We start from the raw sequence: 15,034 nt of genomic DNA on the forward strand, positions 1-15,034 counted from the left end.
GGTGGTCATGCCTAGACGATGGTCCTTCGCTCCTGCGTTGACACGAAGGAGCGAAGACGGGGACAAACCCTGACGTCGAGCACGTCCGTGGGCGTGGACGGCTCGGAGACCCGAAGGGATGAATGCGGAGGAAACTCCGTCTGCCGCACACAATCGGTCCCCCAAACTGCATATGCGTGTTCGCATCCGTGCTCTGCGATGGGCTTGCCGTCGCGTCGTGAAGGCGACGTATCGCGCAGGCCTCGCGAGAGGTTGGTGGAGGGGGAAGGGTGGCGCAGCGGCGCACTCCGTTCGGTGACAGAGCCCGTTACTGGTTCGACAGCACGCTGGCCCGCGGTGCTCCCGCTCTCGTCGGCTGGATGGCGTTGCTGTGTCTGGCCATCGTCGTCCCGGCCAGTGCGGTGCTGGTGTGGACCGACCCTCACGCACCGGCGCCCCTGGCGGACCGGCTGGCGCAGGTATGGCTCCTCACCGGGGAGACACTGCGCCTGGGCGGTACCACGGGGACGCCGCTGCGGGTGACAATGTCGGTCCTGCTCGCACTGGTCGCTCTGCTGTACGTCTCGACGCTCGTCGGCCTGATCACGACGGCGCTCACGGAGCGCCTCACCGAGTTGCGAAGGGGCCGTTCCACCGTGCTCGAACAAGGGCACGCGGTGGTCCTGGGCTGGTCGGAGCAGGTCTTCACCGTGGTGAGCGAGCTGGTGGCCGCCAATGCCAACCAGCCACGCGCGGCGGTGGCCGTCCTGGCCGACCGGGACAAGACCGCCATAGAGGAGGCCCTGAGCACAAAGATCGGTCCTGCCGGTGGTACGCGACTGATCTGCCGCAGCGGGCCCACCACCGACCCGGCCGTGCTCACCCTGACCAGCCCGGACACGGCCGGTGTCGTGCTGGTCCTGCCCCAGGACGAGCCGGACGCCGACGCCGAGGTGGTCAAGACGCTGCTGGCGCTCCGGGCAGCCCTGGCCGGGAAGAGCACTCACCCGCCCGTCGTCGCCGCCGTCCGGGACGACCGCTACCGCCTGGCCGCCTGTCTCGCCGCCGGACCCAGCGGCGTCGTCCTGGAGAGCGACACCGTCACGGCCCGGCTCATCGTCCAAGCCTCCCGTCGGCGCGGGCTCTCCCTCGTCCACCAGGAACTGCTGAACTTCGCCGGTGACGAGTTCTACCTGATCACCGAACCGGCGCTGGCAGGCCGGCCGTTCGGCGACGCGTTGCTGTCCTACCCGACGTCGAGCGTCGTCGGGATGATGCGAGAAGGCACGCCCCTGCTCAACCCGCCACCGCAGACGCCCCTGGCACCAGACGACCTACTCATCGTCATCTCCCGTGACGACGACACGGCCTGGCCGCACGACTGCACGGAGTTGGTCGAGAAGGCGGCGATGGCATCCGGCCCTTCGACGCCCGCGCGACCGGAGCGAGTTCTCCTGCTGGGCTGGAATCGCCGGGCGCCGCTCATAGTCGACCAATTACGTCGCCGCGCCCGGCCGGGATCGGCCCTCGACGTGGTGACGGACGGGCGTAAAGCAATTGTCCGGCAGGTGAGCGAGGCCGACACGCACGGCGGCAGCGACCTGACCTTGACACTGCACCACGGGGACATCACCCGTCCCGAGACCCTGCAGCGTCTGGACGTGCACTCCTACGACAGCGTGATCGTGCTCGGCCAGGACCCCGCTCCCGGACAGCCGCAGGACGACCCCGACAACCGCACACTCGTCACCCTGCTGCTTCTGCGCCAACTGGAGGAAGCCACCGGGCGCGAACTGCCGGTGGTCACCGAACTGATCGACGACCGCAACCGGGCGCTGGCCCCCATCAGCCCCGGAGCCGACGTGATCATCAGCGGCAAGCTCATCGGTCTGCTCATGGCACAGATCTCCCAGAACCGGCACCTGACAGCGGTGTTCGAAGAACTGTTCTCCGCCGACGGCACCGGCATTCACCTGCGACCCGCCACCGACTACGTGCTGCCAGGGAATGAGACCTCCTTCGCCACGGTCGTGGCCGCCGCACGCCACCGCGGCGAATGCGCCATCGGTTACCGAAGCCACGACGACTCGTCGACAAGTCCCGGCTACGGCGTGCGGATCAACCCACCCAAAGCCGAACGGCGCCGCTGGTCGGTCCAGGACGCGGTGGTCGTCGTCGGCGAGACATAACCCCCGACTCGGTTGCCGTGAGCATCTCCGATCCGGGAGAGGCCGTGCCGTCGGCTGTGCTGGTTCGTGGCGCCTGGGCCACTGGGGCTTTGTCACTGACTTTGATGACGCTTACTGTCGGCTGGCCTCCGCGTCAGACTTCGACTGGCGAGGATTCCCTCGTCGCGCCAGGCGGCGTAGTAGGCGTGGACGCTGCCGTGGGTGGGGAAGTCGTGCGGGAGGTACTTCCAGGGGATTCCGGTGCGGTTGCTGTAGAGGAGTGCGTTGAATACGTCGCGTAAATCGACCTTGCCCGGTTGCCCGGTTGCCCGGTGGGCCTGCGGTCGAGCCGAGCCTTTCTCCAGGCCGTCAACGTCGGCTCGATCAGGGCCCATCGGGCGTCGGACAGGTCGCTGGGGTACGGCTTCCGCTGGCTCACGCCGTAGCGTGATCATGGATGTGGCGGACGGCTCCGTTCCGCTACTGCTGGGCGTTTCTGCCTGATCTTCAAACCAGACGGACTTCGTGCACGAGAGCCGGAGCAAACGGGCAGCCAAGTTCACAGATCGATGGGCGCGAGGGTGCACGTATGGGGCAAGCATCTCAAGCCTGACAGCCATGAAAGTTACTTACCGACATAGAGCATCTTTAAATGCCCACTAAGAGGTCGTTTTCATCGTCATTAAGGTGCTTTAGATAGATATACGCGCCTGATCCGCGGCGCGTCGCATGCCGGGCACACCCACGCGTGCTCCGGCGGCCGGACCCTTGTTACGGGCAGAGCCAGTGGGGCCGGGGTGATCTACCCAGGTCCACTGAGCAGCCTGAGTCGGCGCCGCAAGGGAGGTGCTACGGGTAGTCCGGTGCCTTGTGGGTACCTGCGTGCGGAGCCCGCCACCAGCGGGCGTACGCCGGAAGTGGGAGAGAGCATGGGGTTCCGCGAGTCGGGTTTCGCACTGGCTTCCCGGTACTCCGCCCGGATACTGGCGGGCCGATACCGTTTGGACGCGCTCATCGGTTCGGGGGGTGCTGCGGACGTCCATCGCGGGTTCGACTTGCGGCTGCGTCGGCCGGTGGCAGTGAAAATGTTCCGGCCGAACACCGGCTTCGACACAGAGGAAGCCTTTCTGAGCGAGGCCATGATCCTGGCCCGCCTGCAGCATCCTGGGCTGGTGACCGCCTACGACGCGGGACGGCACGACGGTGACGCCTATCTGGTCATGCAACTGATCGAAGGCCAAACCCTCAAGGCGCGCCTCGCCGGGAGCCCCCTGTCTCCCGAAGCCACCGCCGCGCTCGGCGCCGGCCTCGCCGATGCCCTGGTTCACGCGCACGCCGCTGGAGTCGTCCACCGTGACGTCAAGCCGTCCAACGTCATCCTCGATGCATCCGATCACCCCCATCTCACCGACTTCGGTATATCCCGGCTCCTTGATGCCACCACATGCACCGCTACCGGCACCCTCATCGGCACGGCGGCCTATCTGTCGCCCGAACAGGTCTTGGGCCGGCCCGTCGGACGGCCTGCCGACGTCTACGCCCTGGGTCTGGTGCTTCTCGAATGCCTCACCGGCAGACTCGAATACGACGGTGGTCCCTTGGAAGCCGCGATAGCACGGCTTCACCGCCAGCCCGGCCTCCCGGACTACCTCCCCGCGGAACTCGGCACCCTGCTGAGCGACATGACCGCACTTGACGAGCAGGCACGCCCGACGGCACAGGACTGCGCCCGGACACTGGCAGCTCTGTCCACCGGCATGAACCTCACGTCCCACCGGTCCGCAGCCCGTACCACGGGCACAGCTGCAAGCCGGCGCCCCGCAGGTGACAGCACCAGCACCCACAGGACGCCGCTGCCCGGCCCGGAGGGGCCCGTTTCCGAAGCGGCTTCCCGGGCCAGTTCCCCACCTGCTCGTCCACGGAGGCGCGTCCTGATGGCCGGGGCAACTGCCGCACTAGCCGCAGCGATGGCCGCCACCCTCGCCGTCGCCGACGGTTCCTCGCATCAGAGCGCCGAGAGCAAGGCGGCCCCTCCTACCAGCGGTCCAGCCGTGACCTCCTCTTCCCCCGGCACCTCAGAAGACGGCAACGACACCCCCGCGCCACAGCCGTCCATCAGTCATACCATCTCCGCCCCTGCACACAGCGTCAGCCCGGCACCGGGAAACCTGAACGGGCAATCGGTCACCGACGCGGCCCTGAAACCAGGCAGCGCCGCCCCTCGGCAGGACACAATCGACTTCGAGACGAAGCCCGCGAGCGCGTCGACCGGTCAAGGAAAGAAGAAGGCCTCCACAGGTCAGGGCAACGCACAGAGCGCGAAGAAAGTGACGAAAATCAAGAAGAGGTAGCTGCACCGACACCCAGCAGGGCCGATCAAAGTTCACCGCCAGCCACGACTGGCTGGCGGTCATCCAGCTTCCCTCCTACAGCCCAGACTTGAACCCGGTGGAAGGCGCCCGGTCCCTGTTACGGCGAGGGCCGATGGCCAACACTGCCTTCACCGACCCCGACCACCTCACCCGCACCCTCTGCCGAGGCCTCGCCCATATCAAGCGCCATCCCGATCTCATCGACGGCTGCCTCACCGAGACCGGACTGACCCTCACCCCAGACCACCCGAAGCTAATCCGACAAGGTCAGTAACGGTGCGGGCAAGTCCACGACCATGCGCATGGTCGTCGGCCTGGACGCGCCGACCAAGGGTTCGGTGACTGCCAACGGCCGGTCCTACGCCAAGCATGCCGCGCCGTTGCACGAGGTCGGCAGCCTGCTGGAGGCCAAGTTCGCCCACCCTGGGCGCAGCGCGTTGGTCCCGGGCATGAGCGCGGATCCGGTACCAGGTGCGCTGCCACGCCAAGGGCCACGGCGGGTTCCACCACACGGCGCTTGCGCAGGTGTTCGGGGATCGCGCGTGAGGAGTACGCCATATCAGCCAAGACCACGTCCGGCCTCGTCCGAGGCCGTCCACGGCCTCGGGGGACGCGCAGCCGAGCCATAACATCGGTGAATGCGGGCGCGTCGCCAGCTTGTTCAGCGGTGAGAACGAAGGCGAGAGGCCGACAACGTCCATCAGCCGCGAGGTGGATCTTCGTGGTCAGCCCACCGCGGGACCGTCCGATGGCGTGGTCGTCCGGCTCCATCGCGGCCACACCGTCGGCTCCCGGCGCGGCGGCGATGGTACGAGCGTGATTGCCTCGGCGCCCCGCCCCGAGTTCAGCCCGGGATCGACGAGGTGCCGGGCTGTGCAGCCCTTGGCCACCGCCAGTCGGGACAGCATGGCGGGCGGCGCGGAACCGCCCACCCTGTCGGGGAACGCAGGTGCGTCGCCTGCCTGGCCGGGCGTGCGTACGGGGCCCCTTTGGAGGGGCCCCGGCGGCGTGCTGATGAGCCCGGACGATCGTGAAGTCGACCGCGACGCTCCGGTCGAGATCGCCTTCGACGTCGGCCTGGTCGAGCAGGGCGGTGAAGACTTTCTCGTGCTCGGGCAGGTCCATCCAGGGCGTGCCGGTGCGGTACTTGAACGCGATCGCGTCGATCATCTGCCGGTGATCACGCCACCGCCCTCCCCGCTTCGGTGTCCGATCCGTCAGTTCTGCAGGCGCCAGTGCTGGTTGGCGCCGCCCGAGCAGGTCCACAGCTGGATTTTCGTCCCGTTGGTGGTTCCCTGGCCGCTGGCGTCCAGGCAGAGCCCCGACTGCGATGCTGTGATCGTGCCGGCGGTGTTGATGTTCCATTGCTGGTCCGGCTGCCCGGTGCAGTCCCAGATGGCCGCCGGTGTGCCATTGCCCGCGCCCTGGCCCACGCCCAGGCACTTGTTGCCGTAGACGACCAGCTGCTTTCCGGTGGTGTGGGTCCAGCGCTGGTTGGAGCCGCCGTTGCAGTCCCACAGCTGTGCCTGCGTGCCGTTGGTCGTGGTCGCGTTGTTGATGTCGAGGCAGCGTCCGGACTGCTGACCGACGATCTCCTGGTTTCCGGAGGGCTGCGGTGTCGGGGGCGTGCTCGAGCCGAACTGGGTGAAGAACTGCCACACGGCTGCCGACGTCCAGGTGCGCCAGCCGTCACCGGTGGAGCCGTCGATGGGACCGGGGTCGTGGCCCGCGCCGTCGAACGCGGCCCAGACGACGGGGTAGCCGGACCTGCATCCGGAATAGGTGGTGATGATGTGCGTCAGGCTTCCGTTGGCGGGCTCGGGCGGGTTCTGCGGGGTGCAGCCGTTCGCCCGGACGAAGGTGTCGCGCAGCTGCCGTCCCGACGAGATGGGCAGCACGTTGTCCCTGAGGCCGTGCAGGCCCATGTAGGCGATGGGCTGGTTGCCGCCGTTGCATCCGCTGAGGTTCGCGCCGGAGTAGACCGCCACCGCGCGGAAGACCGTCGCACGGGAGCAGGCGAGGGCGTACGACATCGCGCCGCCGTAACTGAAGCCCGCGGAGAACAGCTGGGTGGTGTCCACGCACAGGCCTGATTCGATCTGGTTGACCATGGCGTCGACGAAGGCCACGTCCTGGCCGCCGGGGTTGGCCCAGCCGTTGCCGTTGCCCTGGGGCGCGACGAAGATCGTGCTGTTGTTCGCGTTGTCCGCCAGGCGCCTGAGGCCGTAGTAGGACCAGTTGTAGCCGTCCGTTCCGCCCGAGTCGACGTCGTTGGCCGTCCCTCCCCGCCAGTGGAAGCCGAAGACCAGCCGGTAGGGGTGGTTGCTGTCGTAGCCGGCGGGGACGCGCAGTATGTACGTGCGGTTCTGGCCGCCGCTCTGGATCGTGTGGGTACCACTCGTCAGTGTGGGGGCCTTGCCACAGCCGGGGGTCGCGGCGGCGGCGCCTGCGGCCCTGGTCGGCGCCAGTGCGCCGAGGCCGCTGCTGAACGAGCTGCCCGCGGCTGTCAGAACGAGAAGCAGCGCGGCGGCAAGGGACATCAAGAGCGGTGTGCGTTTCATGCATTCCTTCTTCCGTTGGGTTCAGACGGCCGCGATGGTCCACTCGTTGTTGGTGCTGGAGTTGGGTGTCCACAGCACGGTGGTGGAGCCGCTCGTGGTGCTGCCGCTGCCGTCCAGGGCGGTGCCGGTGCCCCGATTGACGATCTGGTAGCGGTTGTTGCCGAGGCTGACCAGCGACCACTGCTGGTTGTTGCCGCCGTTCCACGCCTGTTGGCGGGCGGGAGCGCCGTTGGCGGCGTTGCCGTAACTGTCGGCGGCCATGCCGTTGGTGCGGTTGATGATGCGGTGGTAGCCGTTGCCGAGGTCGATCAGCTGCCACTGCAGGTTGGTGCTCCCGTCGTAGCTCCACTGCTTGAGGTTGGAACCGGCGGCGACGCTGCCCCCGCTGTCGAGAGCCAGCCCGCTGGTCACGTTGGCGATCCGCACCCAGGTCGTGGAGCCGCCCGGCGCGCCCGGGACGGGGATCTCGCCGGAGAAGGTGAGCTTGACCGTGTACGCCAGTGCGCTGAAGGGCGGGTTGGACGAGGGCATCGTCAGATGCAGCCCGGACGCGTCCTGGGTCGGTGCGGGCAGGTCGATGTAGGTGCCCGCGGTGTTGCCGAGCAGTTGGGCCCTGGTCAGGCTGCTGAGGTTGATCTGGTTCGAGTTCAGCGTCGTGACGGTCATGGTGCCGCCCTGCCAGCCCAGCGCGGTGGCGTACAGGACCTTGTTGTCCCGGCTGCGGGTGAACCGGACGTCCTGCGGTTTGCCGGCCACCGGTCCGCTGAAGGACCCTCCGCCCATCTTGGTGGGGCCCTCGCCGTGACTGGCCCAGGAGCGGGTGGCGTAGACCGCCTCTCCGAAGGGGCCGAGCCAGTCGCCCATGGCGAGCAGGATGGACTGCTGTCCGGAGGGGATGGTGCCGTCGGCCATCGGGGCGATGTTCAGCAGCATGTTGCCGCCCTTGCTGACCCGGTCGATCAGCGAGTGGAGCAGCGCCTGCGTCGAGTAGTAGCCGATGCCCACCGTGTAGCACCAGCTGGAGGAGGAGATGCTGTCGTCGGTGAGCCAGTAGGGGGTGAGCAGATCTGCCGGGCCGCCGCGCTCGAAGTCGAAGACCTCACCCTTGTTGTTGAGGCCGTCCTTGTAGGTCGCGACCACGTCCTTGTTCCACGCGACGGCCTGGTTGTAGTAGTGCGCCAGGAACTGGAGCCGGTAGGACTCCTGCACCTGGTTCAGGGCGAAGTCCTGCCAGACCAGGTCCGGCTGGTAGCCGTCGATGACCTCGACCAGCTTGTCGTACCAGAGTTTGTTCTCCGCGGCCGTGCCCTGCTGGCCGTAGAGGATGCGCAGCGTCGGGTCCGACTGGTTCGGCACGTGGTCGTAGAAGCCGTTGAAGTGGTACGCGTGGTGCAGCGAGGCCATGAACTTCAGGCCCTGGCCGCGGATGGCCTGCGCGTGCAGACCCACCAGGTCGAGCCTGGGGCCGCGCTGGACCGAATTCCACGGGTTGGCGCGGCTGTTCCACATGGAGAAGCCGTCGTGGTGCTCGGCGACCGGGCCGGCGAACCGGGCGCCCGCGGCCTTGAACAGCCGGGCCCAGGCGTCCGGGTCCCACTTGCCGCCCTGGGAGACCAGCTTGGGGGCGAACTGCACGAAGCTGCCCGCCTTGTCACGGGCGCCGTCGATGAAGTTGTTGTACGGCCAGGCCGAGGGGTCGCCGTAGGTGGCCTTGTGGTGGTTGTTCTCGGCCGAGCCGCCGATGTACATGTTGCGCGGATACCACTCGTTGCCGAACGCGGGAACGCTGAAGACGCCCCAGTGGTAGTAGATGCCGAACTTGGCGTCCTGGAACCATGCCGGGGCCGGGGGATGCTGGTCCACGGAGGACCAGCTCGCGGTGTAGCTTCCGGGGCCGTCGGTCGCGGCGGCCTCGGGGGCGAATCGCAGCAGGCCGTAGGCCGTCGCAGCGCCGGCCGCCGCCGGCAGTCGGCGCCGGCTCAGCGGCAGGGAGGAGGAGGACATGTGGGGGCCTCTCGGGGATGTTTGACGGAGGTGGTGCCTTCAGTCGCTGGTCGTCGGCCGGCCACCTGGATCAGTCACGCGTCCACTTCTGGTTGCTGCTGCCGTTGCAGGTCCACAGCTGCAGCAGGGTGCCGTTGGCCGTTCCGGCTCCGGTGGCGTCCAGGCACAGGCCGGACTGGTCGCCGGTGATCGTGCCGTCGGCGTGGATCGTCCACTTCTGGTTGCCGCCGCCGGTGCAGTCCCAGATGTCCACCTTGGTGCCGGGGCTGGTGCCCTGGCCCGCGGCGTCCAGGCACTCGCTGCCGTAGACCCGCAGCTCACCGGCGGAGGTGTTCGTCCACTGCTGGTTGCTGCCGCCGTTGCAGTCCCACAGCGCCACCTGGGTGCCGGCCGCCTGCGACTGGTTCGGTACGTCCACGCACCGGCCGGAGCCGACCCCGACGATCGCGCCGGTCGTGCCGCCGTCGTTCCCGCCGCTGCCGGGCGTGATGGACAGGTTGTCGAACTGTGCCGTCTCGTCCTGGCTCGTCCCGTAGCCGATCTGTCCGGCGGCCCAGGTGCGGTCGTTCACGGAACCGACGGTGGCGCCGTCGATGACGGCGCTGATCGTGGTCCCGGAGAACGTGAGGGCCGCGGTGTGCCACCGGTTGGTGCCGAGTGCCGCGGTCGTGCCGCGGGCCAGGGTGGTGACGTTGCCGTTGGTGTTCGAGTTGAGGATCGACCAGGCCCCGGTATCGCTCACCCGCAGGCGGTAGGCGTTCTGACCGCCGGTGCGGTCGTAGTCGTGCCCGCCCGCACGGCCGATCAGCTCGGCGTATCCGGGCTGTTCCAGCAGCACGTCCGACGTGAGGGTGTAGTTGCCCCAGCTCACGTCACCGAGCAGGGCGTGCGGATCGGTCAGCGAGTCCCAGGTGATCGGCTTCTGCGGGCTCATCTGGCGCACGCACTTTCCGCTGCGGCCGCCGCCGCAGCCCACCGCCTCGAAGGCGCCCTGCCAGTCCATGAGGTACTTCGCCTCGGTGCCGGTGGTGTAGCCGTCGAAGGAGTCGCTGTACGGCAGCTTCAGTGCGCTCCGGGCGGGGCCGGTGGCGGTGCCCTTGCCCTGTCCGGTCGTGGTGGTCAGGGTGTACAGGTGGCCGGGCTGGACGGTCAGGCTGAATCCGCCGCCGGACGGGGTGAGGTCCGCGGTGTGCACGAAGTGGTCGGCCGGGTTGGCGGACCCGACATCGGTGGACCAGACGTGGACGGTTCCGGCCGTCAGTCCCCCGGTGACGTTGAAGTTCAGCGTCTGCGCGCTGCCGGCGTCCATGGTCTCGATGACCGTGGAGTAGTCGGAGTTGTTCGTGGACTTGAGCGAGACGTAGCTTCCGTTGGCGCGGTTGCCGCCGATGTAGCCGCTGGAGGCGTCGAGATAACGCCATCCCGGGCTGGTGAACTGGCTGGTGTGCGCCATCACCCAGGTGTTCTTGCCGATCGAGTAGGAGCCGGACCACGGCTGCGCGGCCAGGGCCATGCCCATGGTGGGGTACGGCAGGTTGGGTGTGAGCGCGGCGACCACGGGCCAGTTGAGGTACGCGGTCATCCGTCCGTCGATGTATCCGCGATTGATGCCGCGGGCCATGGCCTGCGCTCCCCCGTTGTAGTCGTCCGAGCCGTTCTCGCTCGCCCACAACGGCTTGCCGGACGACATGGCGGCCGACGGCACCGAGCAGGTGGACTGGGACGACCGGTAGCCGCACGGATAGTGCGTGCCGATGGCGCTCACCGCGGAGGCGAACGCCGGGTTGGAGTTGACGTCGTTCGCCACGGACCAGTCCGAGTCGGCCGCGATGATCTTGACGCTGCCGTAGCCGTTGCTGTTGAGGGCGCTCCGCAGCTGCTGGTACCAGGAGACGTTGTAGCCTCGCTCGTTCCAGCCGCCGAGGTAGTCGATGCTCAGCCCGTGCTGCTTGGCGCAGCCCAGCCACGAGACCAGGTAGTTGACCATGTCGGTGGACCAGAAGTTGCCGTTGCCGATCCAGCCCGGGGCGCCCCAGGCGAGCCCGTACAGCTTGATGTTCGGGTTGCGGGCCTTGGCCTGTTCCATCAGCCACCATTCGTAGCCCCGGTCGCAGTTCAGGTCGGAGCGGCTGTGCTGGTGGCTGGGCTCGGCTCCCGAGGTGGAGTTGGTGTCCCCGCCGATCTCGGCTTTCAGCATCTGCAGGGAGGCGCCGTAGCCGGGCCGGAAGAGGTAGTCGAGGACCTGGCCGCGTTGGGGCTCGGGATAGTCGATCAGGAGTCTGCTGTTGCCACCTCCCCCGCTGATCGCGCCGACGCCGTCGAAGGTTCGTCCGCCGGACGCGCCGTTGAGGGTGATGGAGGTGGCCGCCCGGGCCGGAGCGGCGGCTGTGCCCACGACGCCGCCCGCGGCCAGGACGAGGCCCGCGACCACGGCCGTCGGGACACGCAGGCGCCGTAACAGCCGTGCGATTGCTGACACGGTGGGTTCCCTTCGCAGGTGGGGGGTGTCCACGGATGGTGCGGACAGCGGACGGTTCAGCGGACGAAGAAGTCCTGGTTGGTGCCGGGTGCGTTCTTGCACTGCCACTGGTCGAGTTGCTGGCCCGCGGTGCTGCCGGCGCCGTAGACGTCCAGGCACAGACCGCTGTTGCGGTTCTGGAAGGCGTAGGAACCGTCGGACTGGCGGACCGGCAGCCAGAGGCCGTTGGCCGCTGCGCCGGGGGGCTGTTGGACGATGTTCGGGGTGCCTGCCGTCGTGGAGCTGTTGGCGACCGCGACGTCCTGGCCGGAGTTCTGGGCCCGCAGTTCGCCGTAGCCGCCCGAGGTCGGCACGAACTGGAACTGCTGGTTGCTCTGCCCGTTGCAGGTCCACTGGTCGATCGCGGCGCCCGCGCTGCCCGAGTTGCCGTACACGTCGACGCACAAGTTGTTGTTGGCGACGACGAGTTGGTGGTTGCCGGCCGGGAAGCTCTCGCCGCCGGAGGAGGCCGGGGTGAGATAGACGGCGAACGCGTCGTGCGTGCCCTGGTACGTCAACGGGACGGTGATCGAGCCGCCCGAGGCGCTCAGGTTCTGGTCGTAGACGGTCTGTGGGGCGGCGAGCGGTGCCTGGTCCGGGATGCGCTGCACGGTGACGTGCACGCTGCCCGCGTTGGTCAGCCAGGGTACGGACGACAGGCCGTTGAAGGTGACGGACGCGGTACCGGAGTTGCCGTTCGCGTCGCCGATGATCGCCACCGCGCGCTTGTTGGTGGGGTCCTCGGAGGCCGAGATCGCGGTGGAGCCGACCTGGCCGGAGGTGTCGACCAGAGTGCCGGTCATGTCGGCGTAGTCGCGAAGCGCCCACCAGTTGCCGGTCGGCTGCCAGGTGCCGCCGCTCTGGGTGAGGACTCCCGTCAGGTTGGGGGTGACACAGCAGACCCAGTTGCCGCGCATCGCGTTGGTGTACCCGGACTGCGCGAACCGCGCCAGGTACCAGGCCGTCACTCCGGCGGTCTGCCGGTCGGCGGGCTGGTACTCGTTCGCGGACAGCGGCAGCGGGCCGATGCCCGCCGTGGTCAGGGCGCTGTTGAGGGACTGGGAGACGGTGACCGGGTCGTCGACATCCCCTTCGTCGTGGTTGGTGATCATGTCGGGTACCGTCCCGGCCGCCTTCACGTGCGCGAGCCAGGCCCGCCACTCACCCGGGTTGCTCTGCGGGGTGAACGCGAGCGACGGTCCCACGATCTGCGCCGAGGGGGCGATGCGCCGGATCTCCCGGTAGGCGGTGTCCCACATCTGGAAGTACTGGGCGCTGTTCACCCCCCGGGTCCAGAAGACGGAGATGTCCGGCTCGTTCCAGATGTCGTAGGAGAACTTCAGCCCCGATGCCTGCAGTGCTCCCACCGTGGAGTCGATGAAGCTGATCCAGTTGGAGCAGTCTCCGTTGTCGCACGGGTACTTCGTGTTGGACGGCTGCCCGCCGTTGGCGCCGTAGATGTCGCTGACCAGTACCTGGTACTGCGCGTGGTACGGCGGCTGGGTGAGCCGTTTCGCCTGCGCGACGATCGAGTCGAGGTCGGCCCGAGTGGCCGATCCGTACTGGTAGTTGTCCCTGATCCAGCCGCCGGAGAACCATCCGCCGCCGCGGAAGGCGTTGATCCCCAGCGGCTTGATGAACTGGTCGGCAGGCTGGCTGCCGTCCTGCGTGAAACCGTAGAGGAATCCCTCACCCACACCCGTCGACGGGCCCCGCGTCGAGGCCAGGTTGACGCTCAGCATCTCGCCCGAGACGGCCCGGCTCTCGGCCGTCGCCGACAGCTGCAGCACGAACGCCGACACGATGCCGACGGCCAGTACCAGACGGCCGGGTCTCGCTCTCGTCCTCATTCGGTCCTCCTGCGTCGCACGTCACGGGGTCAGCTCAGCGACCACTGCTGGTTGGATCCGCCGTTGCAGGTCCACAGCTCCACGGTGGTGCCGTTGGCGGTGGCGGCGCCGGTCACGTCCAGACACAGGCCCGACAGGGCGCTGGTGACGGTGCCGTTGGCGTTGACGTTCCACTGCTGGTTGGCCTGGCCGTTGCAGGTCCAGGTGATGACCTTGGTGCCGGGGGTGGTGCCCTGGTTGGAGGCGTCCAGGCACAGCCGGCTGCCGCCGGAGTACACGGCGAGCTCGCGGGAGTCGGTCCGGGACCAGGTCTGGTTCGCCGCTCCGGTGCAGTCCCGGATCTGCGTCTGCGTACCCGGCGTCGTGGACGCGCCCGGCACTTCCAGGCACTTGCCCGCGCCCACCGCGTGCAGCGCGGTCGACGTACCGCCGCCTCCTCCCGCGCCGTAGCCGGCCGCGGTGATACTGGCCTGAACGGCGTTCTCGGTGGCGTCGGAGGGATAGCCCGCCGTCATCGCGCCCTCGAAGAACTCGCCCACGCCGTTGGGGCTGTTGTCTCCCCCGGTGCCGAGCAGGACCGAGCTGTCGACCTTCATCGGTGAGTAGCCGTTCGGCAGGGGGCCGGAGAAGGTGGTGGTCAGGCCGCCGCTCGCGCCGTTGCCGTATTTGAGAGTGAAGTTGCTGGTGCCGTTGTTCTTCAGCCACGCGCTGACGAACGGGTAGCGCACACCAGGGTTGTTCGGGTCCTTGTTGGAGCCGGTGTTGGTGTGGAACATGCCGTTCTCCAGGTCGGCCTCGACCCACGGGCCGCTGCCGGTGCAGCCGCCGAACCAGCAGGCGGTGCCCCAGTAGATGGCGTTCATGGTGGCGTTGCCGGTGTCGGTGTGGGAGTTCTCACCGCTGCCGTAGTCGAAGCAGCACCACTGGCTCGTGTAGTTCGACGAGGTCACCATGTAGATGCCCTCGGGCTGGGCCCCGGTGGGCACGCCCCTCGCGTGGTCGAGCCGGTAGCCGACACCGGGGGTGACCTTCACGCCGAAGACCTGGTGGCCGGCCGCGGTGACCGGCAGGGCCATGGCGTCCGCGCCGACGTCGGAGCCGTTGGGGCCGGGCCCCTTCCAGTAGCCGCCCCAGGAGATCGGCATGTCGTCGTGCTGGGCGGTCTGGTCGTAGATCTTCGTGATCGTGCACGACGTGCCCGAGCAGAACGACACCTGGGACGCGCCGTCCGCGTACCCGCCCGCACTGAGCAGCCCGATGTCGCGGTAGCTGTAATCGGAGGCCCGCTGGATCTGGTACAGCGGTCCGTTGTACGACGCGAAGAGCGCCCTGGTCGTGGAGTGCGCCGTCACACACGGCGTACCGCCCGCGGAGTAGAGGTCGCACGGAAGCGACGCGTCCGCCACGTGATGGGCCACCGGATGGGCGGCGGCCTCCGAGTCGGCCCGCGATGAGGTGGCGAACGCCGGTGCGCCGAACGCGGCCACGGCCATCGCCAGGGCGACAAGGAGCACGGTCTTCCATCGCCTGCGTCGGCGATCACCGGCTGGTTCGAGCATGGAGACCTCCTTCGGGGTTCGCA

At 68.3% G+C, this 15,034-nt stretch carries 8 protein-coding genes and 3 pseudogenes; 4 read left to right on the forward strand and 7 right to left on the reverse strand.

The genetic code is table 11. From position 1 onward, the window contains the following. Positions 1-269 precede the first annotated feature (269 nt). On the forward strand, positions 270-2,168 hold the full coding sequence (locus ABZT06_RS42225) for an NAD-binding lipoprotein (RefSeq protein ID WP_355753293.1): 1,899 nt from the start codon (positions 270-272) through the stop codon (positions 2,166-2,168). A gap of 152 nt (positions 2,169-2,320) precedes the next feature. Here the strand turns inward: ABZT06_RS42225 and ABZT06_RS42230 are convergent. Next, positions 2,321-2,586, reverse strand: a pseudogene (locus ABZT06_RS42230) (transposase); the annotation flags it as partial. Positions 2,587-3,076: 490 nt separating this feature from the next. Between ABZT06_RS42230 and ABZT06_RS42235 the strand changes: the two are divergent. From ABZT06_RS42235 to ABZT06_RS42245, 3 genes and pseudogenes are all read left to right on the forward strand, one after another. Next, entirely contained in the window at positions 3,077-4,498 is a 1,422-nt protein-coding gene (locus ABZT06_RS42235; protein WP_355753295.1) for a protein kinase, read from the forward strand. A 133-nt stretch (positions 4,499-4,631) separates the two neighbouring features. Continuing rightward, complete coding sequence (locus tag ABZT06_RS42240; protein WP_355753297.1) at positions 4,632-4,793, forward strand: hypothetical protein; 162 nt, start codon at positions 4,632-4,634, stop codon at positions 4,791-4,793. Then, positions 4,792-4,956 (forward strand): annotated as a pseudogene (locus ABZT06_RS42245) (ATP-binding cassette domain-containing protein); the annotation flags it as partial. The gene ABZT06_RS42240 and the pseudogene ABZT06_RS42245, both read left to right, overlap by 2 nt. Positions 4,957-5,032: 76 nt before the next feature. Here ABZT06_RS42245 and ABZT06_RS42250 read toward each other — a convergent pair. From ABZT06_RS42250 to ABZT06_RS42275, 6 genes and pseudogenes are all read right to left on the reverse strand, one after another. Next, a pseudogene (locus tag ABZT06_RS42250) lies at positions 5,033-5,281 on the reverse strand (transposase); the annotation flags it as partial. A 455-nt stretch (positions 5,282-5,736) separates the two neighbouring features. After that, positions 5,737-7,059 (reverse strand): RICIN domain-containing protein, encoded by a 1,323-nt coding sequence (locus tag ABZT06_RS42255; RefSeq protein WP_355753343.1) that lies wholly within the window; start codon positions 7,057-7,059, stop codon positions 5,737-5,739. 42 nt (positions 7,060-7,101) lie between these two features. Then, entirely contained in the window at positions 7,102-9,084 is a 1,983-nt protein-coding gene (locus ABZT06_RS42260) for an alpha-L-fucosidase (RefSeq protein ID WP_355753299.1), read from the reverse strand. A gap of 70 nt (positions 9,085-9,154) precedes the next feature. After that, a complete protein-coding gene (locus tag ABZT06_RS42265) occupies positions 9,155-11,563 on the reverse strand; it encodes a ricin-type beta-trefoil lectin domain protein (RefSeq protein ID WP_355753301.1) in 2,409 nt (802 codons plus the stop codon). A gap of 56 nt (positions 11,564-11,619) precedes the next feature. Continuing rightward, positions 11,620-13,452 carry an RICIN domain-containing protein gene (locus tag ABZT06_RS42270; protein ID WP_355753303.1) on the reverse strand — a complete coding sequence of 611 codons (1,833 nt, stop codon included), beginning with the start codon at positions 13,450-13,452 and terminating at the stop codon, positions 11,620-11,622. A gap of 29 nt (positions 13,453-13,481) precedes the next feature. Next, the gene (locus ABZT06_RS42275) at positions 13,482-15,011 is read right to left on the reverse strand and encodes an arabinofuranosidase catalytic domain-containing protein (RefSeq protein WP_355753305.1); all 1,530 of its coding nucleotides are present in this window, start codon (positions 15,009-15,011) and stop codon (positions 13,482-13,484) included. Positions 15,012-15,034 lie beyond the last annotated feature (23 nt).

Source organism: Streptomyces sp. NPDC005483 (assembly GCF_040606035.1).
GTDB lineage: Bacteria > Actinomycetota > Actinomycetes > Streptomycetales > Streptomycetaceae > Streptomyces.